This window comes from Streptomyces sp. NPDC094032 (assembly GCF_040303965.1).
Lineage (GTDB): Bacteria > Actinomycetota > Actinomycetes > Streptomycetales > Streptomycetaceae > Streptomyces.
Window position 1 is genome coordinate 34491 of sequence record NZ_JBEOUE010000013.1, and the last position, 22466, is coordinate 56956.

A 22466-nucleotide genomic window follows, 5' to 3' on the forward strand; every position below is an offset into this window, starting at 1 on the left:
TGGTTTTACCAAGTTCGAGCTTGGAAAGTCCAACAACATGTCTAGACTGCGTCGCATGCCACGCCGCCGAAGCTATGACCAGTACTGCGCCGCAGCCCGCGCCCTCGACGCCGTCGGCGACCGCTGGACGCTCCTGATCGTCCGTGAACTCCTCGCCGGGCCGCGCCGCTACACCGATCTGCACGCCGATCTCCCGGGCGTCAGCACCGACATGCTCGCCGGGCGGCTCAAGGACATGGAGGGCGCCGAGCTCGTCACCCGCCGCCGGCTGCCGCCGCCCGCCTCCGCGTACGTGTACGAGCTCACCGACCGCGGCCGCGAACTGCTCCCCGTCCTGCGCGCCCTCGCCGCCTGGGGTGCGCCCGCCCTCGAAACGCCCCGGCCGACGGACGCCGTACGCGCCCACTGGTTCGCCATCCCGCTCCTGACCGCCCTGGAGCCGCTGGGGGCGCGGGTCGTCCAGGTCACCCTCGACGAGGGGGAGTTCCACGTACGGACGGGGGCCGACGGCCGCGCGGAGTACGGCGACGGGCCGGCCGCCGACGCCGAGGTGCGCCTGGTGACCGACGCGGAGACCTGCCGGGCCCTGGCGAACGGGGAGTCGACGCTCGCCGACGCCGTGGAGGCGGGCCGGGCCGAGCTGGTCGAGACGGCCCGGGCGGGCGGGGCGGTCACCTGACGCGCCGCCGCCTCTCTTACGCGCCGAGCAGCCCGATGCGGCCCTCGTCACCTTCCTTAAGCGCCGCCGCCTCCCCTCCGTACCAGAGCGGCGGCGAGGCGATCCCTGGCCTCCGTCTGCGCCGCGATGCGCGCGTCGAGCACCGCGAGCCGCTCGCGGGCGATCTCCAGGCCGCGCGGGGAGGGCGGGGCGGCGGGCATGTCCCCGTCGAGACAGGACGCGAAGGCGGCCACGTCGTCGAGCGTCAACCCCGCGTCCAGCAGGTACCGGATATTGGATACGCGCACTGCCGCGCCCTCCTCGTAGACCCGGTAGCCGTTGGCCGCGCGCGCCGAGGAGATCAGCCCCGCCTGCTCGTAGTGGCGCAGGGCGCGGGCGGTCGTCCCGGTCCTCCGGGCCAGTTCACCGATGCGCAAGGACACCCCCTCCCCGCGCAGTCGTATCACGCCACCAGGGCGCCCCCGTCGACGGGCAGCACCGTGCCCGTCAGATAGGCGGCGTCCGGCGAGGCCAGCGACGTGATCGCCCAGGCCACCTCCTCCGGGCGGCCGATCCGGCCCAGGGGGATGTGCGCCGACTGCCACTCCCGCAGGGCCTTCCGCCGCTCCGGGGAGAGCCCCATGTGGTCGGCGATCGGCGTCTCGATCGCGCCGGGCGCGACCGCGACCACCCGCACCCCGCGTGGGGCCAGCTCCACGGCCCAGCACCGGGTCAGCGTCTCCAGCGCGCTCTTGGTCGCCGGATAGAGGGAGTTGTGGGGCCAGCCGCGTTGCCCGATCGTGGTCGTGACGTTGACGACGACTCCCCGGGAGGCCGTCAGCGCCGGCAGGGCCGCCTGTGTGAGCAGGGCCGGGGCGACGAGATTGGTCTCCAGGAGGCGGTCGGCCACCTCGCGGCGGAGCGTGCCGAGCGGTCCGCCTTCGGCGATCCCGGCGTTGTTGACCAGGACGTCGAGCCGCCCGTACCCGTCGACCGCCGCCGCGACGATCTCCTCGGGCGCGCCCTCCGCCGTGATGTCCGCGACCAGGGGGCGGATCCCGGGGAAGCCCTCGGCGGCCTCCGCGAGCGGCTCCCGCCTGCGCCCCACGGCGAGCACCGTCGCCCCCTCGCGCGCGAAGGCGCGCGCCGTGGCCCTTCCGATCCCCGTCCCGGCCCCGGTGACCACGACGACCCGGGAGGTGCCGTCGGTGCTGGTTGGGCTGTCTGGGCTGTATCGCTGCTCGCTGTCGTCCATGGGGCGATCCTCGAACCCTGCCGCCAATGACAAGGTCAAGCACGGCAGGATGGGACGGATGCGATACGAAGCGATCAGCTGGGAGCGGCTCGCCGACGCGGTGGCCGACCGGGTCGACGGGGCCGGGCCCGCCGACGGCGGTTGGCTCAAGGTGGGGATCGACGGCGCCCCCGCCGCGCCGGGCGCGGAGCTGGCCGGGCGGGTCGCCGACGCGCTGCGGCTGCGCGGACGGTCCGTGCTCGTGGTCGGAACGGGCGGCTTCCTGCGACCGGCCTCCCTGCGCTTCGAGTACGGCAAGCAGGACCCGGACGCCTACTACGGAGGCTGGTTCGACACCGGGGCGCTGTGGCGGGAGGTCTTCGGGCCGCTGGAACCGGGCGGCAGCGGCCGGGTGCTGCCCGACCTGTGGGACCCGGCCACCGACCGCGCGACCCGCAGCCCCGCCGTACCGCTGGCCCCCGGCGGCGTCCTGGTCCTGCACGGGCCCTTCCTGCTCGGGCACTGGTTCCCCTTCGACCTGACGGTGCACCTGCGCCTCTCGCCCGCCGCCCTCGCCCGCCGCACGGAGGAGCCCTGGGCCCTCCCCGCCTTCGAGCGGTACGAGCACGAGGTCGGCCCGGCCGACGTCGCCGACGCCGTCGTGCGCGCCGACGACCCGCGCCGCCCGGCCTGGACCGGCTTCGGGGACGCCCCAGACACGCCCTAGGCACGCCCTAGGGGCGCCCGCCCACCTTGGTGACGGCCTCCGCCCCCGCGCGGCAGCCCGCTCCGGCTGCCGTCGTCGGGGTCGCGCCGGTCAGGAGGGCGGCCAGGAAGGCGCCCGTGAAGGCGTCGCCGGCGCCGGTGGAGTCGACCGCGCGGACCGGCGGCGCCGTCACCCGGGCCGCCACCCGGCCCTCCACGGCGAGGACGGCGCCCTCGCCGCCCAGGGTGACCGCGACCAGCGGGAAGCGGTGACTGAGGGCGGCGGCGGCCTCGTCCGCGCTCGGGCGGCCGGTGAGCAGCCGGGCCTCGTCGGCGTTGGGCAGCAGGCACTGCGCGCCGTCCACGGCGTCGAGGAAGCGTTCCGTGCCCAGCTCCGTCAGGAAGCCCGCCGACGCCGGGTCGACGCTCACCGGGACACCCGCCGCGCGCGCGTCGCGCAGGACCCGTACGGCCGTCGCGCGGCTCGGCCCGGCGAAGAACAGGTACCCGGACAGGTGCACCCGGGCGACCCCGTCGAGCAGGGCGGGCGACCAGTCCTCGGGCGCCAGCCGCAGCGAGGCCCCGCTGTCCGTGAGGAACGTGCGCTCCGCGTCGGGCCCCACCAGGGCGATCACCGACGCGGTCGGCGCGTCCGGGTCCGGCGCGAGCAGCGGCCGTACGCCCGCGCGGCGCAGCTCCCGCTCGTGCCAGGAGGCGGAGTCGGTGCCCACCCGCCCCAGGAGGCGCACGTCCGCGCAGCCCGAACGCGCCGCCCAGCAGGCCACGTTCGCCCCCGCGCCGCCGGGGAGCGTCCGGATCCGCGCCGGGGTGTCGGTCGCGGCCGCCAGGGGCTTGTGGTGCCGGGCGATCACGTCCGTGACGACGTCGCCGACGACCAGGAGCCCGGCGGGGCCGGTCACGGGCGCCCCCGGTAGGCCGCCGCGATCCGTGCCGCGAGACGCACATTGCCCCGTACCGCCGCGAGGTTGGCCTCCAGGGACGCACCTTCGGTGTGCGTGGTCAGATGGTCGAGGAGGAACGGGGTCACCGCCTGCCCCGTGACGCCCTTCTCCTTCGCCGCCGCCAGCCCCCGCGCCAGCACCCGGTCGTGCAGCGCCGGGTCGAGCTGGTCCTCGCGCGGCACCGGATTGGCGACGATCAGCGCCGCCCGGGGGCCGCCGAGTCCGTCCTGGGCGCGTATCACCTCCGCCACCTCGTGCGGGGTGCGCAGGGTCCAGTCGACCGGTTCGCCCGACGAGGAGAGGTAGAAGCCGGGGAAGCGGTCCGTCCCGTAGCCGACGACGGTCACCCCGAGCGTCTCCAGGCGCTGGAGCGTGGCCGGCACGTCCAGGATCGACTTGACCCCCGCGCACACCACCGTGACCCCGACCCGGGCGAGCAGCCGCAGGTCGGCGGACTCGTCCTGGGTCTCGGCCCACTCCCGGTGGACCCCGCCGAGCCCGCCGGTGGCGAAGACCCGGATGCCCACGGAGTCCGCGAGCCAGGCGGTCCCCGAGACGGTCGTCGCGCCCGTCGCCCCGGTCGCCAGCGCGGGCGCCAGGTCGCGGTGCCCCAGCTTCCGCACCGACGGGTCCTCGGCGATCCTGGTCAGCCCGGCCTCGTCCAGGCCCACCCGGGCGGTGCCGTCGAGCACCGCGATGGTGGCGGGGACGGCCCCGCCCGCCCGGACCAGCGCCTCCAGCTCCCTGGCCACGGCCAGGTTGCGCGGGCGTGGCAGACCGTGCGCGATGATCGTCGACTCCAGCGCGACGACGGGACGCCGCTCGTGGAGCGCCTCCCGTACCTCCTCGGACACCTGTGTGGACATGGGGGATCTCTGACGCAACCGCGAGCCCCGCAAACCTCGGTGGCGTCCATCGGCCACCAGCGTCACGCGCGGGCGACGCTTCTCAGCCGCAGCGCGGCAGCGCGGGCAGCCGGTCCGTGTCGACCACCTGGATCACCGGCCGCGCGCCGGCCGTCTTCGCGTCTCCCACGCTGTACGCGAGGGCCAGGGCGCCGCCCGCCGCCTGCGCGTACCCGTAGGCGGGGGTGATCTCCGCGTACGCGCGCGAGTCGAGGTCCAGGCCGTAGGAGGTCTCCGGGGTGCGCCAGGTGACCAGGCGGCCGGACACCCGGAGTTGGTCCATGCCGTCGACGGCGGGGGAGGCGGTCACGGCGGCCGTGGGCCGGGCCTCGCCCGCGCGCCACACCATCAGCCGGGGCGCGGTCTCGCCCGCCACCCACGCCCAGCTGGTGCCGTCGGAGACCGCGGACCGCAGGTCGCGCAGGGCGGCGAGGGGCCGGGGCAGCGCCGCCGGGCGCCCGTCGCGCAGGGAGACGGCGGCCAGCCGGGTCCCGCCGTCGGCCGCCTCCCGCCACACCAGCAGGCCGCCCGCGGTGAAGGGGCTGTCCAGCGCGCCCGTGTGCCACGCGCGCGTGGCGCCGCCGCCGGCCGGGGCCGCGAAGACGGTGGCCCGGCCGGAGCCGGTGCCCTGCGCCCACAGGACGGTGCCGTCGTGGACGAACGGGCGGGGGAGCGGGCCTGGCCGGTCGGCGCGGGCGAGCCGCCGGGACGCGCCCGTGGTCGCGTCCCACACGTACAGGCTCCACGGGCTGTCCAGGGTCCGGCCCTCCAGGACGGCGAAGACCGCCCAGCGGCGCCCGTCGAAGTCCGCCGCGAGCAGCTGGTGTTCGACGGGGTCGGCGAGGCGGAGCAGGGTGCGGGGCGCGGTCTCGCCACGGCGTACGAGGACGGCGCGGCGCCCCTCGGCGCCGGTGAGCTGGAGCGCCGTCCAGCCCGGTCCCGTCTCCGTGAGGACCGCCTGCTCCCCGCGCGGCGCCCGGTACGCGCCGGCCGCGAACGCCGAGCGCCAGGCGGCAGGCAGCGGCACCTGACAGGCAGCCGCCCGCCCCGCCGCCGGGGCGGAATCGGACGCCCGCGCGGGCGGGGTGCCGGGACCGGTGCCTCCCGCCGAGCACCCCGCGAGCAGCAGGGCGCCCGTCAGGAGCGGCACCGGCAGAAGGCGTCGCCTACCAGACGTACCCACGGCCGCCCATGATGGTGGTGAGGGTGTCGGACGAGATGTGCGCGGACTTCGGCACGGGACCCGCCCAGGAGATGACGCTGGTGCTGACGCCGCCCACCGGGTCGAGGTAGTCGACCTCCCCGGCGGCCGTGTCGGTGTTGTAGCCGTCGATCGAGACCCAGTGGAAGATCTCGATGTTGGGATGCCCGACGAGATGCGGCCCGCCCGGCACCTCCCAGGCGTTGCCCGCGATGGCGTAGTCGTTGTCGGTGTTGTGCGTGATGTGCTGCTTGAAGGCGGTCTTGTCGGCGGCGGTCGGGGTGTAGGGCAGCGCGTTCGGCACGTAACCGGCACCAGGGAGCCGGTAGTTGAGGGCGTCCACCATCGGGTAGCCGGTCGGGTTCGGCACGTTGATGTCGATGCCGTACCAGGCGGTGCCGCTGGTGGTCGTCCTGAGCAGGGTGGCCGCGTCCTGCTGGGAGCGTCCGGCGACCCCGTCGTGGGCGGACTGGGTGATCACCAGGGTGGCCGGGCCGCACCAGTAGGAGGTCTGCTGCGACTGGTGCAGGGCGCCGGACAGCTTGTACCCGGCGAGGACCCGCGCTCCCGTGGACGTCCGCTCGGCCGCGGCCTGCTTGGCGGCGACGAGTCTGCGCTGGGCGGGCGTGAGCCGCTGCGGCCCGAGGGTGTCGTGGGCGGCCTTGTACGCGGCGCCGGGCGCGGGACCGGCCGCCGAGGCGGTGAGGCCTGAAACGGTGGAGGTCTCCGAGGCGGAGGCGGTGGGGAGGGCCGTGGCGGCGGTCAGCAGGGCCGCCGCGCCGAGGACGGCCGCGCGGGCGAGGGTTCGGGTGGGGGGCATCGCACTCTCCTGTCCATGGTGGGGGGAGGAGCGGGAGCGGTTCGGTGGGAGTGTGACGCCGTCAAGCTGCCGCTGTCAGCGGTCCCGGCGCAATCCGTTCGACCAACATTGGGCCCACCAAAGGCGCCGCCCCCGACCAGCGGAAACACGGCCGGCAACCTCCGCGCGGGAAGCGGTTCTGGCGGGGATCGGCCAGCAACGGGCCCCCGGGGCTCGCATCGTGCCCCTCGCGCGCGCGGGTGGGCGGTCGGGCGTCGAAGAGCGTCGGAACACCCCCGCTGGTGCTCCTCGCGCGCGGGCGGGCGCTCACCGCGCGGCTGCGGAATCGGTGCTCCGGCGTCCCGCCCGGCGCGGCCGGACCGCCCCTTGGCGCACGCCCCGGCCGCAAACCCGTCCTGCGGATTCCGTCGTGCCGGACGCCCCCGAGAAGTGCCTGGTCGGGGCAGGAAACGGAGGGCATTCCTCCAGGTGGTCCCGGCCCCGTGGCGGCGCCGGGACCCCGCTACAGTCACCGCCCATGACCACTCACGCACAGCCCTCGTTCGCCGTTCACATCCCCGACGCCGAGCTCGAAGCCGAGCCGCTGGACCCCGCTCAGATCGTCTCCGGCACCCCCGAGGTGACCGGCAAGGTCCTGTGGGAGTCCGCCGACGGCAAGCAGCTCCGCGGCATCTGGCAGATCACCCCCGGCGTGGTCACCGACACCGAGGCGAACGAGCTCTTCGTCGTGGTCAGCGGCCGTGCCACGGTCGCGGTCGAGGGCGGCGACACCCTGGAGATCGGCCCGGGCGACGCCTGTGTGCTGCGCGAGGGCGACCGCACCACCTGGACCGTCCACGAGACCCTGCGCAAGGCGTACCACATCAGCCTCTGAACTCCCTTGGAGGGAGCGAGGCGTGGAGTCTGGTAGGAAACTTTCCTGTCCACTACGATCCCCGCAGCGGCTTGGCGCGGCGCCCGCGCCCGGGGCTTCCCTGGGCATGGGCGTGACGCGCTCAGCGAGAGCTCTGACCCGGCCGCGGATGCAGCGCGACCCGCCTGCGGCGCCCCGCCGCAGGGCCGGGCGGCGCTGCCCGCACCGGTGTCCAGCTCTCGCCGTCCCCAGGCCAGGGAGTCCCCAGGTATGCGCCTGAACGCCTCCGCCCCACCTCGCCGCACCGCACTGTCCCTCCTCCTCGCCGCCGTCCTCCTCCTGACCGGCGGCCTCCTGCTCGGCGCCCCCGGCCGCGCCGACGCCGCCGACCCGCTGCTCTCCCGTGGCAGGCCCGCCACCTCCTCCTCCGACGAGGACGCCACCCTCACCGCCGCCAAGGCCTTCGACGGCGACCCCGCCACCCGCTGGGCCAGCGCCGAGGGCTCCGACCCCCAGTGGCTCCGCGTCGACCTCGGCACGCCTGCCACCGTCACCCGCGTCCGCCTCTCCTGGGAGGCGGCCTACGCCAAGGCGTACCGCGTCGAGGTGTCCGCCGACGGCGCCACCTGGACCGCCCTCGCCACCGAGACCGCCGGCAACGGCGGCTCCGACGACTGGACCGGACTGGCCGGAAAGGGCCGCTACCTCCGCGTCTACGGCACCGCGCGGGGCACCTCGTACGGCTACTCCCTCTACGAAGTGGAGGTGTACGGGACGACGGACGGCACCACCCCGCCGCCCACCGGCGCCTTCACCGTCGTCGCGGCCGGTGACATCGCCGCGCAGTGCACCGCCTCCAGCAGCTCCTGCGCCCACCCCAAGACCGCGGCCCAGGCCCAGCGGATCAACCCGAAGTTCTATCTGACGATGGGCGACAACCAGTACGACGACGCCCGACTGAGCGACTACCGCGCCTACTACGACAAAACCTGGGGCGCCTTCAAGGCCAAGACCCGCCCCGTTCCCGGCAACCACGAGACCTACGACCCGGCAGGCTCGCTCGCCGGCTACAAGGCGTACTTCGGCGCCCTCGCCTACCCCCAGGGCAAGCCCTACTACAGCTACGACGAGGGCAACTGGCACTTCGTCGCCCTCGACTCCAACTCCTTCGACGACCCCGCCCAGATCCAGTGGCTGAAGGACGACCTCGCCCGCAACGCCAAGGGCTGTGTCGCCGCCTACTTCCACCACCCGCTGTACTCCTCCGGCGGCCACGGCAACGACCCCGTCTCCAAGCCCGTCTGGCAGATCCTCTACGCGGCCAAGGCCGACCTCGTCCTCAACGGGCACGACCACCACTACGAGCGCTTCGCCCCGCAGGACCCGAACGGCAAGGCCACCGCCGACGGCATCGTCGAGATCGTCGGCGGCATGGGCGGCGCCGAGCCGTACCCCATCGAGACCGTCCAGCCCAACAGCCAGAAGCGGATCAGCGGCCCGTACGGGGTGCTGAAGCTGGACTTCACCGACACCACGTACGGCTGGCAGTACGTGGGCACCGACGGCTCGGTCAAGGACACCGGCCCGACCTACACCTGCCACTGATGTACCTCGCGACCACCGGTCGCCGCGGCGCGCCGCCCGCCCCCTCCGGGGCGCGGCGGCGCGTCCCCGCCACCGTCCTCGCCCTCGGCACGGTCAGCCTCGTCACCGACGTCTCCTCCGAGATGGTCACCGCCGTCCTGCCCCTCTACCTGGTGCTCGGACTCGGCCTGACCCCGCTCCAGTTCGGCTTCCTCGACGGGCTGTTCACCGGCGCCACCGCGCTCGTACGGCTCCTCGGCGGCCACGCCGCCGACCGGGGCGGCCGGCACAAGCGGATCGCCGGGATCGGCTACGCCCTGTCCGCCTGCTCCCGGCTCGGCCTGCTCCTGGCGGGCGGCGCGACCGGCCTCATCGCCGCCTCCCTCGCCGCCGACCGGCTCGGCAAGGGGATCCGCACCGCCCCGCGCGACGCCCTCATCACCCTCGAAACCCCGCCGGGCGCCCTGGGCCGCGCCTTCGGCGTGCACCGCGCCATGGACACCACCGGCGCCCTCCTCGGCCCCCTGGCCGCCTTCGCGCTCCTCTGGGCGACCTCCGACGCGTACGACGCCGTCTTCGTCGTCAGCTTCTGCACCGGGCTCCTGGGGGTGCTGCTCCTCCTCGTGCTCGTCCCCGGCGGGCGCCGGGAGACCGTTGCGGCCCCGCGCGCCCCGCTCGGCCTGGCCGCCCTGCTCCGGCAGCCCGCCCTGCGCAGGGTCGCGCTCGCCGCCGCCCTGCTCGGCGCGGCCACCGTCGGCGACGCCTTCCTGTACCTGCTGCTCCAGCGCAGGACCGGCCTCGACGCCACCTGGTTCCCGTTCCTGCCGCTCGGCGCCGCGGGCGCGTATCTGCTGCTCGCCGTGCCCGCCGGACGGCTCGCCGACCGCGTCGGCCGCCGACGCCCCTTCCTGTACGGGCACGGCGCCCTGCTCCTCGCGATGGCCCTGCTCCTCGCCCCCGTACCGGACGCGCTCCTCGTCGGCGGGGTCCTCGCCCTGCTCGGCGTCTTCTACGCCGCCACCGACGGGGTCCTGATGGCCCTCGCCGGACCGCTGCTCCCGGCCGCCCGCCGGGCGAGCGGGCTCGCCCTCGTACAGACCGCGCAGGCCCTCGCCAAGGTCGCCGCCGCCACCGGCTTCGGGGCCGCCTGGACCCTGTGGGGGCCGTCCACCGCGCTCGTCCTCGCCTCGGCCGGTCTCACGGCGGCGATCGTCTGCGCCGCCCGCCTGCTGCCCGCCGACCCACCGCACGGAAGGACCACGCCGTGACCGCCGCGACCTCCCTGACCGCCCGTCGCCTGTGGGCACTCGCCCTGGGCGCCCTGCTCCTCCTCGGCGGAGCCACCGCCTATACCCTGCGCGCCGCCGCCGAACACCCGCGGGCGGGCGCCGCGGGCGCCGACACCGGCTTCGGGCTCGACGGGCCCCCGGGCGCCCTCTGGTTCCGCGACACCGCCACCGGACGCGTCGCCCGCCAGGACCCGGCGGCGCCCGGCTCCCGGCTCGCCGGAGGACCGCGCTGCGACCGCTTCCACGCCTCCGCGACGACCGCGCTCTGCCTCCAGCGCCGGCCGGGACTCCCCGCCCGCACATACGTCCTCGTCCTCGACCGGAACCTGCGCGAACTGCGCCGGATGAGCCTGCCCGGCATCCCCAACCGCGCCCGGGTCTCCGCCTCCGGCAAGGTGCTCGCCTGGACCACCTTCGCGACCGGCGACTCCTACAACACCTCCGCGTTCGCCACCCGGACCTCGATCCTCGACCTGCGCACCGGCTACCTGATCAAGAACATCGAACAGATCCCGCTCACCCTCGACGGGCGCCGCCACCACGCCCCCGACGTCAACTACTGGGGCGTCAGCTTCGCCCGTGACGACAACCGCTTCTACGCCACCGTCTCCACCCAGGGGCACACCCACCTGGTCGAGGGCGACCTGCGGAACTGGTCGGCCCGCGCGATCAAGGAGAACGTCGAGTGCCCCTCGCTCTCACCGGACGGCACCCGCGTCGCCTTCAAGAAGAAGGTCAACACGGATCCCGCCGCTCCCTGGCGGCTGTACGTCCTCGACCTCGCCACCCTGCGCGAACACCCCCTCGCCGACCCCCGGTCCGTCGACGACCAGGCGTCCTGGACCGGCCCCGGCACCCTCTCGTACGCCTATGGGGGCGCGGTGTGGAGCGTGCCCGCGGACGGCACGGGGGCGCCGCGCCGGGTGGCGGAGGGGGCGAGCTCGCCGGTGGTGCCGCGCTGAGGTGGCGGCCCCTGGCCCGTCAGACCCGTCAGACCCGTCAGACCCGTCAGACCCGTCAGACCCGTCAGACCCGTCAGGCCCGTCAGGCCCGTCAGGCCCGTCGCGTCGCGCCCCGCAGCGCCAGCAGCGCCATCGGGATCAGCAGGCACGCGCCCACCGCGTTCAGCCAGCCGTATCCCACGGTGGAGACGATGAGTCCCGCCGTCAGGCCGCCGACGCCGGCCGCGGTGTTCATGACGAAGTCGGAGAGCCCCTGGACCGCCGCCCTGGCGGCCTGCGGGACGGAGTCCGTCAGGAGCGCCGAGCCGGAGACGAGCCCGGCCGACCAGCCGAGACCGAGGACGAAGAGGCCGAGCGCGGTCTGCCCGTGGCTCGCCCCCGCCGTGCCCGCGAGGAGCGCCGCGACGGCGATGAGGGCGACGGCGAGGGCGATCACCGACAGCCGGCCGAGGCGGTCCGACAGCCAGCCCATCACCGGCGAGAACGCGTACATGCCCGCGATGTGCCCGCTGATCACCAGGCCGATCATCCGGATGTCCGCCCCGTGGTGGCTGAGCGCGACCGGGGTCATCGACATGATCGACACCATCGCCGTGTGCGAGACGGCCACGGTGACCAGGGCGAGCCGGGCCCGCGAGGACTCCTTCACCGCCCGGAACCCGGCCTTCAGGGAGCGGCCCTCCACCGCCGCGTCCTCCTCGGGACCGGCCAGCGCCCGTGCCGTGAGGAGCGGGTCGGGGCGCAGCAGCACGGCCACCACGACGGCCGAGATCACGAAGACGCCGGACGCCCACACGAAGGGCCCGGCCGCCACAGGGATGCCGAGGCCCGCCACGCTCTCCCCGGCCGGGGCGGCGATGTTGGGCCCGAGGACGGCGCCGATGGTGGTGGCCCACACGACCGTGGAGATGGACCGGGCCCGCCGGTCGGGCTCGGCCAGGTCGGCGGCGGCGAAGCGGGCCGCGAGATTGGCCGAGGAGCCTGCCCCGAAGCCGACCAGACCGAGGAGCAGCACCGGGAAGCTGTCGAGGACCGCGCCGAGGACCGCGACGGCCGCGCCGAGGGCGCCGACGAGATACGCGAGGACGAGCCCGGCGCGCCGCCCACGGGCGGCCATCAGCGAGGCGAGCGGCATCGCGAGCAGGGCCGGGCCCGCCACCGAGGCCGTCGAGGCGAGCCCCGACAGCGCCTCCGTACCGCTGACGTCCTTGGCGAGGACCGCGGCGAGCGCCACTCCGGTGGCGATGCCGAGCCCGCCCAGGATCTGGGTGGCGATCAGCACGGCCTGGATGCGCCGCCGCAGCGCCGGGAGCCGCGCGGGGGAGAGGGGGCCGGATATCTCGGTCGACTGGAGCGCGTCAGGGGCGCCTGGCGTGGTGGTCACTTACGCATAGTGCCAGCCTTCCCACAGTGTGGGAACGGCCGGGCGGGCCGGTGGGAGCGGCCCTGGCTCAGAACAGCGGTTCCGGCAGCACCCCCTCCAGGGCGAGGAGCCTGCGCTTGGTCTCCAGACCGCCGCCGAAGCCCCCGAGCCCGCCGTCGCTCTCCACCACCCGGTGGCACGGCACCACCACCGGCAGCGGATTGGCGCCCATCGCCGCGCCGACCGCCTGGGCCGCCCCCGGCTGCCCGACGCGGCGGGCCAGCTCCCCGTACCCCACCACCGTCCCGTACGGGACACCCTCGGCGAGCTCCCGCAGGACCTGGCGGTTGAATCCGGTCACCAGCGACCAGTCCAGCTTGACGGCGAAGGCGCGGAGCCCCTCGTCGAAGTAGGCCGCGAGCTGCCGCACGGGCTCGGCGAGCAGGCCCGACGAGCTCTCCACGAGCTCCCCGCCCAGGGCGCCCGCGAGCCGCTCAAGGGCCCGGTCGCGCACCCGGTCGTCGGCGTGGAAGACCACCGTCACCAGACCCCGCTCCGTCGCGGCGAGCAGCAGCGGACCGATGGCGCTGGGCACCACCGCCCACTCCACCCGCCCGGCCGTCCGCCCCGTCACCGGCTGCTCGCTCTCCATGCCCGTCATGCCTGTCACCGTACGACCCGGCACTGTCAACCGGGCAGGTCAATTCCCGGACGGCGTGGCCGAGGGGGCCCGCCTGCCGCCATAATCCGGTAGCACTACTCAGCGGTACCGACTGTTTTCGGACGACGTTGCACCAGGGGTGGAGGACAGACGCTCATGCAGGGCATGGTCGACGGATTCAGCTACGGCCTCGTCACACCGGTGGCGGCCTTCCTCATGGCCTGCCTCGGCGGGGCGCTCGGGCTGCGCTGCACCACACGGTCGCTGCGCCACGACGACACCTTCAAGGCCGGCTGGCTCGCGCTCGGCGCCACCTCCATAGGCACCGGCATATGGACCATGCACTTCATCGCCATGATGGGCTTCTCCGTCCAGCAGGCCCCCATCAGCTACGACCGGCCCATCACCTTCGCCAGCCTGGGCGTCGCCATCGTCATGGTCGGCATCGGCATCTTCATCGTGGGCTACCGCGGCGCCACCGCCCTGACCCTGGTCACCGGGGGCACCATCACCGGCCTCGGCGTCGCCACCATGCACTACCTGGGCATGGCCGGCATGCGCATGCACGGCCAGATCACCTACGACACCCCCACCGTCGCCCTCTCCGTGGTCATCGCCGTCGTGGCCGCCACCGTCTCCCTCTGGGCCGCCGTCTCCATCCACGGCTTCTTCGCCAGCCTCGGCGCCAGCCTGGTGATGGGCCTGGCCGTCAGCGGCATGCACTACACCGCCATGGCGGCGGTCGACGTCGAGCTGCACGGCACGCCCGCCCCCGGCACCGGCGACACCGCCACCTCGCTCCTTCTGCCCATGCTGATCGGGCCGGCCGTCTTCCTCCTCCTGGCCGCCGTCGTGGTCATGTTCGACCCGCTGCTCGTCATGGGCGAGCCCGACTGGCAGAAGCCCACGGCCCGCGGCGGCTACCGCCACGGAGCCCCCGGCGTGCCCGCCCCGCGCCGCACCCCCGCGTACGGCGAGCCCGCGAACTGGTCGTCGACGCGGCCCCCCGCCCGCCGGGGCGCCCACCGCGGCACGTACCGCTCCCAGGACTGGTGAGCCGCCCACTTCGCCCACTCCGGCCCCGGCACTGAGCCGATCACCACCCGGCTGTCAGTGCCGGGTCGTACGGTGGTTGCATGCGGCCCGTTTCCAAGATCGAACGTACGGTGGCGCCTTTCGAGGTCGTCAGCCCCTTCCAGCCCAGCGGCGACCAGCCCGCCGCCATCGCCGAGCTCGACCGGCGCATCCGCGCCGGGGAGAAGGACGTCGTCCTGCTCGGCGCCACCGGCACCGGAAAGTCGGCGACGACCGCCTGGATGATCGAGCAGCTGCAGCGCCCCACCCTGGTGATGGCGCCGAACAAGACCCTCGCCGCCCAGCTGGCCAACGAGTTCCGCGAGCTCCTGCCCAACAACGCGGTCGAGTACTTCGTGTCGTACTACGACTACTACCAGCCCGAGGCGTACGTCCCGCAGTCCGACACCTACATCGAGAAGGACTCCTCGATCAACGAGGAGGTCGAGCGGCTGCGCCACTCCGCGACCAACTCCCTGCTGACCCGCAGGGACGTCATCGTGGTCGCCTCCGTCTCCTGCATCTACGGCCTCGGCACCCCGCAGGAGTACGTCGACCGGATGGTCGACCTCAAGGTCGGCGACGAGATCGACCGCGACCAGCTGCTGCGCCGCTTCGTCGACATCCAGTACACCCGCAACGACCTGGCGTTCACCCGGGGCACCTTCCGGGTCCGCGGCGACACCATCGAGATCTTCCCGGTCTACGAGGAGCTCGCCGTCCGCATCGAGATGTTCGGCGACGAGATCGAGGCGCTCTCCACGCTGCACCCGCTCACCGGCGAGGTCATCAGCGACGACCGGCAGCTGTACGTCTTCCCCGCCAGCCACTACGTCGCGGGCCCCGAGCGCATGGAGCGGGCCGTCAACGACATCGAGCGCGAGCTGGAGCAGCGCCTGGCGGAGCTGGAGAAGCAGGGGAAGCTGCTGGAGGCCCAGCGGCTGCGCATGCGGACCACGTACGACATCGAGATGATGCGTCAGATCGGCTCCTGCTCCGGCATCGAGAACTACTCGATGCACTTCGACGGCCGCGAGCCCGGCTCCCCGCCCAACACCCTCCTGGACTACTTCCCGGAGGACTTCCTGCTCGTCATCGACGAGTCGCATGTCACCGTCCCGCAGATCGGCGCCATGTACGAGGGCGACGCCTCCCGCAAGCGGACCCTCGTCGACCACGGCTTCCGGCTCCCCTCCGCCCTCGACAACAGGCCGCTGAAGTGGGAGGAGTTCCAGAAGCGGATCGGCCAGACCGTCTACCTCTCCGCCACCCCCGGCACGTACGAGCTCTCCCGGGGCGACGGCTTCGTCGAGCAGATCATCCGCCCCACCGGACTCGTCGACCCCGAGGTCGTGGTCAAGCCCACCGAGGGCCAGATCGACGACCTGGTCCACGAGATCCGGCTGCGCGCCGAGCGCGACGAGCGCGTGCTGGTCACCACGCTCACCAAGAAGATGGCCGAGGACCTCACCGAGTACTTCCTGGAGCTCGGCATCCAGGTGCGCTATCTGCACAGCGACGTCGACACCCTGCGCCGGATCGAGCTGCTGCGCGAGCTGCGGGCCGGCGAGTACGACGTCCTGGTCGGCATCAACCTGCTCCGCGAGGGCCTCGACCTGCCCGAGGTGTCCCTGGTCGCCATCCTCGACGCCGACAAGCAGGGCTTCCTGCGCTCCGGCACCTCGCTCATCCAGACCATCGGCCGCGCCGCCCGAAACGTCTCCGGGCAGGTCCATATGTACGCGGACAAGATCACCCCGGCGATGGCGCAGGCCATCGACGAGACCAACCGGCGCCGGGAGAAGCAGGTCGCCTACAACAAGGCCCACGGCATCGACCCGCAGCCGCTCCGCAAGAAGATCAACGACATCGTCGCCACCATCGCGCGCGAGGAGGTCGACACCGAGGAGCTGCTCGGCAGCGGCTACCGCAAGTCGAAGGACGGCAAGGGCGCCAAGGCCCCCGTCCCGTCGCTCGCCGCGCACGCCCCGAAGGGCAAGGCCGGCTCCACCGTCGAGCTCGGCGACCGCCCCGCGACCGAACTGGCCTCGATCATCGAGGAGATGACCGACCGGATGAGGGCCGCCGCCGCCGAGCTGCAGTTCGAGGTCGCCGCACGGCTGCGCGACGAGGTGTCGGAGCTCAAGAAGGAGCTGCGCCAGATGAAGGAGGCGGGCCTGGCCTGACCGGGCCGGCCGGGGCGGCCCGGTGTGTTGCAAGACCGACACAAAACCGGGCCGCTCCCCGCGCGTTGTCAGTGCCCCTGCGTAGGGTGCTGCTCACACCGATGAGAGGGGCAGCGCGTGACGGTCAACATGACCAAGGGACAGGCCATCAGCCTGGAGAAGAAGGACGGGGGCAGCCTCACCTCCGTGCGGATGGGCCTCGGCTGGCAGGCGGCGCCCCGCCGCGGCCTGTTCGGCTCGCGCACCCGCGAGATCGACCTGGACGCCTCCGCCGTCCTCTTCGCCGACAAGCAGCCGGTGGACGTGGTCTTCTTCCGTCACCTCGTCAGCGACGACGGCTCGGTCCGCCACACCGGTGACAACCTGGTGGGCGGTGTCGGCCAGGGCGGCGACGACGAGGCGATCCTGGTCGACCTCCAGCGCGTCCCGGTCCACATCGACCAGATCGTCTTCACGGTGAACTCCTTCACCGGCCAGACCTTCCAGGAGGTGCAGAACGCGTTCTGCCGCCTGGTCGACGAGACCAACGGCCAGGAGCTCGCCCGCTACACGCTCGACGGCGGCGGCCAGTACACCGCCCAGATCATGGCCAAGGTGCACCGGGCCGGTGCGGGCTGGCAGATGACGGCCCTGGGCAACCCGGCCTCCGGCCGCACCTTCCAGGACCTCATGCCGTCGATCTTCCCGGTCCTGTAAGCACGCCGTTCAGCACGCCGTTCGCACGTACGGAGAGACGCGACAGATGACCGCCGAGCTGGTCCGGGGGCAGAACCACCCCCTGCCCCACACCCGTCTGGAGATCCGGGTCTCGGCCGGTCATCCGGTCCTCGCCGCGGCCACCCTGGTCGACGAAGGGGGACGGGTCCCGGGCGCCGGGGCCGTCGCCCACCCCGGGGCGGCCGCGCTGCCCGGGATCGAGGTGCCCCGGCAGGCCGCGAAGGACCACCGGCTCGCGGTCGACCTGGAGGCCGTAGAGCCCCTCGTCCACCGCCTCTGCGTCCTGCTCGCCCTGCCCGTCGGGGTGGCGGGGCCGTCCCGCTTCGGGGCCTTCGACGCGCCCGTCGTCACCGTCACGGCGCCCGACGGCACCGGCATCGCCGACTACACCATCACCGGCCTCGACCAGGAGTCCGCGCTCGTCGCCCTGGAGCTCTACCGCCGCCAGGACGCCTGGAAGGTCCGCGCCGTCGGCCAGGGGTACGACGGCGGGCTCGCCGCGCTCCTCGCCGACCAGGGCCTGGAGCGTCCCGCCGAGCTCGCCGGCTCGATCCTGGAGGCCGTCGCCCAGGGCCTGGCCCGCTCCGTCGCCGCCCCGCCCCCGCGCGTCCCCGAGACCGACCGGGTCCGGCAGCCGTCCCCACCCGCCCCGGCAGCCCCGCCTGCCCCGGCAGCCCCGGCGGCCTCCGGCGGGCCCATCGACTACACCCACCGGGACCGCCGCCCCGCCCCCGGCGCCGCCCCGTCGCCCGGGCAGCCCCCGGCCCCGCCCGCCCACCCGGCCCCCGTCGCGGGCGACGCCACCGGCTGGTCCATGGACGAGCGGCTCTACAACCAGGTGTGGGGCATGTTCGAGGACCTGGCCCGCACCGCCGCCGCCTACCGCAGCGCCTGCCAGTTCGCCGAGTCCCGCCTGGACCAGGAGCTCGACCGGGCGCTGTCCGACCCGCGCAACCGGATCGGCGGCGCGGGGGACGCCGCCCGGGCCGCGGCCAAGGCGAGACACGACGAGCTCACCGCCCGCGCCCAGGAGGCCCTCGACCGCGACCTCGCGCAGCTCACCGCCGAGTCCGAGGTCGTCGAGCCGGCGCTGCCCGCCGCGTACGCCCGCTGGGACAGCCCCGTCTGGCAGGCCTACCGGGTCCCGATGGAGGCGCCGATGGCCGTCCGCCTGGGCGATCTCCACCTCCCCGAGCGCACCGGCCTGCGCATCCCGTTCCTCGCCCGGCTCCCGCTGGCCAGGGGACTCTGGGTGGACTCGGGGCGCGGCCACTGCGAGGCGGCCGCCCTCCTCGACGAGGCCGAGCTGCGCGCGCTCGCCCTGGACACGGCCGTGGCCCTCGTGGCCCGGCTGGTGGCGGTGTATCCGGCGGACGGCTTCCGGGTGCGAGTGATCGACCCGGCGGGCGCCGGCGCGCGCGCGTTCGCGCCGCTGGTCGAGGCCGGGGTGCTCGCCGGTCCGCCCGCGGCCGGTGCGGCGGGGGTCTCGGCCGTGCTCGCCCAGCTCACCGAGCGGGTCGACCTGTTGCAGATGGCGGTCCGCGCGGGTGCCGCCGACGACCTGCCGCCGGGCGTCGACACGGCCGAGCACCTCCTCGTCGTGCACGACTTCCCGCACGGCTTCGACGACCGGGCGGTCAACCAGCTGCGCTATCTCGCCGACGAGGGCCCGGAGGTCGGCCTGCATCTGCTGATGGTCGCGGACCGGGTGGACGCCGCCGCGTACGGACCGGTGCTCGATCCGCTGTGGCGCTCGCTGACCCGGCTCACGCCGGTGGCCGACGACCACCTCGCCGATCCCTGGGTCGGCCATGCCTGGACGTACGAGCCGCCGACGGTCCCTCCGGGCAGCGGGGTGCTGCGCCAGGTCCTCTCCCAGGTGTCCGACGCCCGACGGCAATGGGGTTCCTGACCTGCGTGTTTGGGTCGGCTTTACCCTTCTCTTTACCTTTCCTTGGTTCTTCGGGTAGTCTTTTCGAGCGGAGGGGAGTACTCCCCATGCGCGACGTACCCGTCAGTACGGACGGATCCCATGATCCGATCCCGGGGCGTCGGCCCGGGCTCTGCCCGGGTGGAAGAGACCTCCGGCAGCGACGACGCTGATCACAAGCCGTACGACGCCGGAGGCGCAGTGGACGTTTCATTGACCCTTTGGGTGCTGACCATTCTCGGTCTGAGCGCCCTGATCGCAGTCGACTTCTTCATCGGGCGCAAGCCCCATGACGTGTCGGTGAAGGAAGCCGGAATCTGGACGATCGTCTGGATCGCCCTCGCCGTGCTGTTCGGCCTCGGCCTGCTGGTGTTCGGCAACAGCCAGGCGTCGGGCGAGTTCTTCGCGGGCTTCATCACCGAGAAGTCGCTCAGTGTCGACAACCTGTTCGTCTTCGTCCTGATCATGGCGAAGTTCTCGGTGCCGTCCCACCTCCAGCAGCGTGTGCTGCTCGTGGGCGTGCTGATCGCCCTGGTGCTCCGCGCGATCTTCATCGCCGCCGGCGCCGCGATCATCACCAGCTTCTCGTGGGTCTTCTACATCTTCGGCGCGTTCCTGATCTACACCGCCTGGAAGCTCATCCAGGAGGCGCGCTCCGACGAGGAGGAGGACGACTTCGAGGAGAACCGTCTCCTCAAGTCGATCGAGAAGAAGTTCGGCGTCGCCGACCGCTACCACGGCACCAAGCTCTTCATCGTCCAGAACGGCAAGCGGGTCCTGACCCCGCTGATGATCGTCATGCTGGCGATCGGCACCACCGACATCCTGTTCGCCCTCGACTCCATCCCGGCGATCTTCGGCCTCACGCAGGACCCGTACATCGTCTTCACCGCCAACGCCTTCGCCCTCATGGGTCTGCGTCAGCTGTACTTCCTGATCGGCGGCCTGCTCAAGAAGCTGGTCCACCTCAGCTACGGCCTGTCGGTGATCCTGGGCTTCATCGGTGTGAAGCTGGTGCTGCACGCCCTGCACGAGTCCGGGGTGCACGTCCCGGAGATCTCCATCCCGTTCTCGCTCACCGTGATCTGCGGTGTCCTGATCATCACGACGATCACGAGCCTCATCGCCTCCAAGAAGCAGGAGCAGCGTGAGGCGGCCGAGGCCGCGAAGGCCCCGGCGGTCGACGCCGGCGAGGCCGAGAAGGACAGCGTCGGAGCCTGACACCCGGCGCGAGAAGGGGCCGGTGCGGGTGGTGTCACGCCACCCGCACCGGCCCCTGTGCCGTTTCCCGCGCCGCTACGCGGGCTCGGGCGCCGGCTCGGGCACCGCCGTCCGCGCCGGCAGGGTCTCGGGGAGCAGGGCGAAGCAGCCCAGGCTCACCAGCGCCACCACCGTCAGATAGGCCGCCACGCCCCACGGCGGCCCCTCACCGCCCTCGGAGAGCGCCGTCGCGACGATCGGGGTGAGCGCCCCGCCGAGCACGCCGGCCAGGTTGTAGCCGACGGCCGCGCCCGTGCAGCGCACCCGCGGCTCGTACAGCTCGGGGAGGTACGCGGCGACCACCGAGAACATCGTGATGAACGCCAGCAGCGAGCCGAGGAAGCCCAGGAACATCAGCGGCGGCCGCGCGGTGTGCAGCAGCGCCACCATCGGGAACATCCACACCGCCGAGGCCGCGCAGCCCGCGAGGCACAGCGTCCGGCGCCCGTAGCGGTCGCCGAGCATCGCCGCGAACGGGGTCACCGCCCCCTTGACCGCCACCGCCGACATCACGCAGACCAGCATCACCGTGCTGGACACGCCGAGCCGCTCGGTGCCGTAGACAAGGGCCCAGGTGGAGACCGTGTAGAACACCGCGTAGCCGACGGCCAGCGCGCCCGCCGTCAACAGCACGAGCCGCCAGTGCCCGCGGAACACCTCGGTCAGCGGGGCCTCCGCACGCTGCCCCGAGGCGGCCAGCTCCTCGAACTGGGGCGTCTCGGCGAGCGAGGAGCGCAGGGCGAGACCGGCCGCGGCGAGCAGTCCGGCGGCCCAGAACGGCACCCGCCAGCCCCAGGAACGGAAGTCCGCGTCGCTCAGTCCCGCCGTGAGCGCCAGCATCACCCCGTTCGCGAGCAGGAAGCCGACGGCGGGCCCGATCTGCGGGAAGCTGGACCACAGCGCCCGCCGCTCCGCCGGGGCGTGCTCGGCGGTGAGCAGCACCGCCCCGCCCCACTCCCCGCCGAGGCCGAGCCCCTGGAGGAAGCGCAGGGCGAGCAGCAGCAGGGGCGCGGCGATGCCGATGCTCTCGTACGTGGGGACGCAGCCGACCGCGACCGTGGCGCAGCCGGTGAGCAGCAGCGAGGCGAAGAGCACCGGCCGCCGCCCGTACCGGTCGCCGACGTGCCCGAAGAGGACCGAGCCGAGCGGGCGGGAGACGAAGCCGATCGCGAAGGTGCCGAAGGCCGCCAGGGTGCCGGCGAGGGGCGAGAAGTTCGGGAAGAAGAGCGGGCCGAGGACGAGCGCGGCGGCGGTCCCGTAGACGAAGAAGTCGAAGAACTCGATGGCGGTGCCGACGAGCGAGGCGGCGGCGAGCCGCCCCATCGACGGAGAGTGACTGTGGCGCATGTCGCGCCAACTACCCGCCCGCCGTCCGGGTTACGGGGGCGTGCGGGGGCGCGTCGGGATCACCAGGGGATCACCAGCCGCGCTCGCGCCACTCCTCCAGGTGCGGGCGCTCGTCACCCAGCGTCGTGTCGCTGCCGTGTCCGGGGTAGACCCAGGTCTCGTCCGGGAGCGCGCCGAAGAGCTTGGTCTCGACGTCGTGGATCAGGCTCGCGAAGGCCTCCGCGTCGCCCCAGGTGCCGCCGACGCCGCCCGGGAAGAGGCAGTCGCCGGTGAAGAGGTGCGGGTGGCCGTGCGGGTCGTCGTAGACCAGCGCGATGGAGCCCGGTGTGTGGCCGACCAGGCGCCGCGCGGTGAGCTCGACCCGGCCGACCGTGATCGTGTCGCCGTCCTGGACGCGGACGTCGGTCGGGACGGCGATGCCCTCCGCGTCGTACGCGCCGGCGTACGTGCGCGCGCCGGTGGCGTCGACGACCTCCTGAAGGGCCTGCCAGTGGTCGCCGTGCTGGTGGGTGGTGACGACGGACGCGATGCCGTCGTCACCGATCAGCGTGAGCAGGGTCCCGGCCTCGTTGGCCGCGTCGATCAGCAGCTGCTCGCCGGTCGCCCGGCAGCGCAGCAGGTAGGCGTTGTTGTTCATCTCGCCGACCGCGACCTTCGAGATCATCAGGTCGGTCAGCTCGTGCACGTCCGCAGGTCCGCCGACCTTCACCGCTCCGCTGTACGTCATGGCCTCAGCCTATCCCCGGGCCGGGGCG

General features: G+C 73.7%; 21 protein-coding genes. 11 read left to right on the plus strand and 10 right to left on the minus strand.

The features are described 5' to 3' along the window. The first annotated feature begins 37 nt into the window (after window positions 1-37). Complete coding sequence (locus ABTZ54_RS19555) at window positions 38-679, plus strand: winged helix-turn-helix transcriptional regulator (protein WP_351664755.1); 642 nt, start codon at window positions 38-40, stop codon at window positions 677-679. Window positions 680-735: 56 nt separating this feature from the next. On the opposite strand, the gene ABTZ54_RS19560 is transcribed toward ABTZ54_RS19555, so the two are convergent. Together ABTZ54_RS19560 and ABTZ54_RS19565 are read right to left on the minus strand one after the other, a co-directional pair. Further along, window positions 736-1095: a MerR family transcriptional regulator gene (locus ABTZ54_RS19560; RefSeq protein WP_351664757.1), complete on the minus strand. Its 360-nt coding sequence runs from the start codon at window positions 1093-1095 to the stop codon at window positions 736-738. 26 nt (window positions 1096-1121) lie between these two features. Next, window positions 1122-1913 (minus strand): SDR family NAD(P)-dependent oxidoreductase, encoded by a 792-nt coding sequence (locus tag ABTZ54_RS19565; RefSeq protein WP_351664759.1) that lies wholly within the window; start codon window positions 1911-1913, stop codon window positions 1122-1124. 58 nt (window positions 1914-1971) lie between these two features. Between ABTZ54_RS19565 and ABTZ54_RS19570 the strand changes: the two genes are divergently transcribed. After that, entirely contained in the window at window positions 1972-2619 is a 648-nt protein-coding gene (locus ABTZ54_RS19570) for a nucleoside/nucleotide kinase family protein (RefSeq protein WP_351664761.1), read from the plus strand. Window positions 2620-2626: 7 nt separating this feature from the next. On the opposite strand, the gene ABTZ54_RS19575 is transcribed toward ABTZ54_RS19570, so the two are convergent. The 4 genes from ABTZ54_RS19575 to ABTZ54_RS19590 form a co-directional block, all read right to left on the minus strand. Continuing rightward, a complete protein-coding gene (locus ABTZ54_RS19575) occupies window positions 2627-3517 on the minus strand; it encodes a carbohydrate kinase family protein (RefSeq protein ID WP_351664763.1) in 891 nt (296 codons plus the stop codon). Next, entirely contained in the window at window positions 3514-4425 is a 912-nt protein-coding gene (locus ABTZ54_RS19580) for a pseudouridine-5'-phosphate glycosidase (RefSeq protein ID WP_351664765.1), read from the minus strand. Before ABTZ54_RS19580 ends, ABTZ54_RS19575 begins: the two co-directional genes overlap by 4 nt. A gap of 82 nt (window positions 4426-4507) precedes the next feature. After that, on the minus strand, window positions 4508-5614 hold the full coding sequence (locus tag ABTZ54_RS19585) for a hypothetical protein (RefSeq protein ID WP_351664767.1): 1107 nt from the start codon (window positions 5612-5614) through the stop codon (window positions 4508-4510). A 16-nt stretch (window positions 5615-5630) separates the two neighbouring features. Next, a complete protein-coding gene (locus ABTZ54_RS19590; protein WP_351664769.1) occupies window positions 5631-6485 on the minus strand; it encodes a hypothetical protein in 855 nt (284 codons plus the stop codon). A gap of 517 nt (window positions 6486-7002) precedes the next feature. On the opposite strand from ABTZ54_RS19590, the gene ABTZ54_RS19595 reads away from it, so the two are divergent. The 4 genes from ABTZ54_RS19595 (at window position 7003) to ABTZ54_RS19610 (ending at window position 11173) form a co-directional block, all read left to right on the plus strand. Further along, on the plus strand, window positions 7003-7359 hold the full coding sequence (locus tag ABTZ54_RS19595) for a cupin domain-containing protein (protein WP_351664771.1): 357 nt from the start codon (window positions 7003-7005) through the stop codon (window positions 7357-7359). 249 nt (window positions 7360-7608) lie between these two features. After that, window positions 7609-8943: a discoidin domain-containing protein gene (locus ABTZ54_RS19600; protein ID WP_351664773.1), complete on the plus strand. Its 1335-nt coding sequence runs from the start codon at window positions 7609-7611 to the stop codon at window positions 8941-8943. After that, complete coding sequence (locus tag ABTZ54_RS19605; protein WP_351664775.1) at window positions 8943-10190, plus strand: MFS transporter; 1248 nt, start codon at window positions 8943-8945, stop codon at window positions 10188-10190. Before ABTZ54_RS19600 ends, ABTZ54_RS19605 begins: the two co-directional genes overlap by 1 nt. Continuing rightward, window positions 10187-11173 (plus strand): TolB-like translocation protein, encoded by a 987-nt coding sequence (locus ABTZ54_RS19610; RefSeq protein WP_351664777.1) that lies wholly within the window; start codon window positions 10187-10189, stop codon window positions 11171-11173. Before ABTZ54_RS19605 ends, ABTZ54_RS19610 begins: the two co-directional genes overlap by 4 nt. 91 nt (window positions 11174-11264) lie before the next feature. On the opposite strand, the gene ABTZ54_RS19615 is transcribed toward ABTZ54_RS19610, so the two are convergent. Together ABTZ54_RS19615 and ABTZ54_RS19620 are read right to left on the minus strand one after the other, a co-directional pair. Next, window positions 11265-12512: an MFS transporter gene (locus tag ABTZ54_RS19615; RefSeq protein WP_502997282.1), complete on the minus strand. Its 1248-nt coding sequence runs from the start codon at window positions 12510-12512 to the stop codon at window positions 11265-11267. Window positions 12513-12624: 112 nt separating this feature from the next. Next, window positions 12625-13188, minus strand: coding sequence for a methylated-DNA--[protein]-cysteine S-methyltransferase (locus ABTZ54_RS19620; RefSeq protein ID WP_351665082.1), 564 nt, complete (start codon window positions 13186-13188; stop codon window positions 12625-12627). Window positions 13189-13353: 165 nt separating this feature from the next. Here ABTZ54_RS19620 and ABTZ54_RS19625 point away from each other — a divergent pair, with 165 nt between their 5' ends. The 5 genes from ABTZ54_RS19625 (at window position 13354) to ABTZ54_RS19645 (ending at window position 20325) form a co-directional block, all read left to right on the plus strand. Further along, window positions 13354-14253 (plus strand): MHYT domain-containing protein, encoded by a 900-nt coding sequence (locus tag ABTZ54_RS19625; RefSeq protein WP_351664781.1) that lies wholly within the window; start codon window positions 13354-13356, stop codon window positions 14251-14253. Window positions 14254-14333: 80 nt separating this feature from the next. Continuing rightward, window positions 14334-16457, plus strand: coding sequence for an excinuclease ABC subunit UvrB (uvrB, locus tag ABTZ54_RS19630; RefSeq protein ID WP_351664783.1), 2124 nt, complete (start codon window positions 14334-14336; stop codon window positions 16455-16457). Window positions 16458-16574: 117 nt separating this feature from the next. Continuing rightward, on the plus strand, window positions 16575-17153 hold the full coding sequence (locus tag ABTZ54_RS19635; protein WP_351664785.1) for a TerD family protein: 579 nt from the start codon (window positions 16575-16577) through the stop codon (window positions 17151-17153). Window positions 17154-17199: 46 nt separating this feature from the next. Continuing rightward, a complete protein-coding gene (locus ABTZ54_RS19640) occupies window positions 17200-19086 on the plus strand; it encodes a TerD family protein (protein ID WP_351664787.1) in 1887 nt (628 codons plus the stop codon). Window positions 19087-19305: 219 nt separating this feature from the next. Further along, window positions 19306-20325 (plus strand): TerC family protein, encoded by a 1020-nt coding sequence (locus tag ABTZ54_RS19645; RefSeq protein WP_502997279.1) that lies wholly within the window; start codon window positions 19306-19308, stop codon window positions 20323-20325. 75 nt (window positions 20326-20400) lie between these two features. Here the strand turns inward: ABTZ54_RS19645 and ABTZ54_RS19650 are convergent, their stop codons facing one another. Beyond that, entirely contained in the window at window positions 20401-21687 is a 1287-nt protein-coding gene (locus tag ABTZ54_RS19650; RefSeq protein ID WP_351664789.1) for an MFS transporter, read from the minus strand. Between the two features lie 94 nt (window positions 21688-21781). Beyond that, the gene (locus ABTZ54_RS19655; RefSeq protein WP_351664791.1) at window positions 21782-22438 is read right to left on the minus strand and encodes an MBL fold metallo-hydrolase; all 657 of its coding nucleotides are present in this window, start codon (window positions 22436-22438) and stop codon (window positions 21782-21784) included. Between the last annotated feature and the right edge of the window lie 28 nt (window positions 22439-22466).

Bases quoted from the DNA above. Each gene is read 5' to 3' on its own strand.
- ABTZ54_RS19555 (WP_351664755.1), top strand. From the start codon at position 38: ATGTCTAGACTGCGTCGCATGCCACGCCGCCGAAGCTATGACCAGTAC.
- ABTZ54_RS19650 (WP_351664789.1), bottom strand. From the start codon at position 21,687: ATGGGGCGGCTCGCCGCCGCCTCGCTCGTCGGCACCGCCATCGAGTTC.
- ABTZ54_RS19605 (WP_351664775.1), top strand. From the start codon at position 8,943: ATGTACCTCGCGACCACCGGTCGCCGCGGCGCGCCGCCCGCCCCCTCC.
- ABTZ54_RS19640 (WP_351664787.1), top strand. From the start codon at position 17,200: ATGACCGCCGAGCTGGTCCGGGGGCAGAACCACCCCCTGCCCCACACC.
- ABTZ54_RS19600 (WP_351664773.1), top strand. From the start codon at position 7,609: ATGCGCCTGAACGCCTCCGCCCCACCTCGCCGCACCGCACTGTCCCTC.
- ABTZ54_RS19595 (WP_351664771.1), top strand. From the start codon at position 7,003: ATGACCACTCACGCACAGCCCTCGTTCGCCGTTCACATCCCCGACGCC.
- ABTZ54_RS19590 (WP_351664769.1), bottom strand. From the start codon at position 6,485: ATGCCCCCCACCCGAACCCTCGCCCGCGCGGCCGTCCTCGGCGCGGCG.
- uvrB (WP_351664783.1), top strand. From the start codon at position 14,334: ATGCGGCCCGTTTCCAAGATCGAACGTACGGTGGCGCCTTTCGAGGTC.
- ABTZ54_RS19625 (WP_351664781.1), top strand. From the start codon at position 13,354: ATGCAGGGCATGGTCGACGGATTCAGCTACGGCCTCGTCACACCGGTG.
- ABTZ54_RS19620 (WP_351665082.1), bottom strand. From the start codon at position 13,188: ATGGAGAGCGAGCAGCCGGTGACGGGGCGGACGGCCGGGCGGGTGGAG.
- ABTZ54_RS19655 (WP_351664791.1), bottom strand. From the start codon at position 22,438: ATGACGTACAGCGGAGCGGTGAAGGTCGGCGGACCTGCGGACGTGCAC.
- ABTZ54_RS19580 (WP_351664765.1), bottom strand. From the start codon at position 4,425: ATGTCCACACAGGTGTCCGAGGAGGTACGGGAGGCGCTCCACGAGCGG.
- ABTZ54_RS19565 (WP_351664759.1), bottom strand. From the start codon at position 1,913: ATGGACGACAGCGAGCAGCGATACAGCCCAGACAGCCCAACCAGCACC.
- ABTZ54_RS19570 (WP_351664761.1), top strand. From the start codon at position 1,972: ATGCGATACGAAGCGATCAGCTGGGAGCGGCTCGCCGACGCGGTGGCC.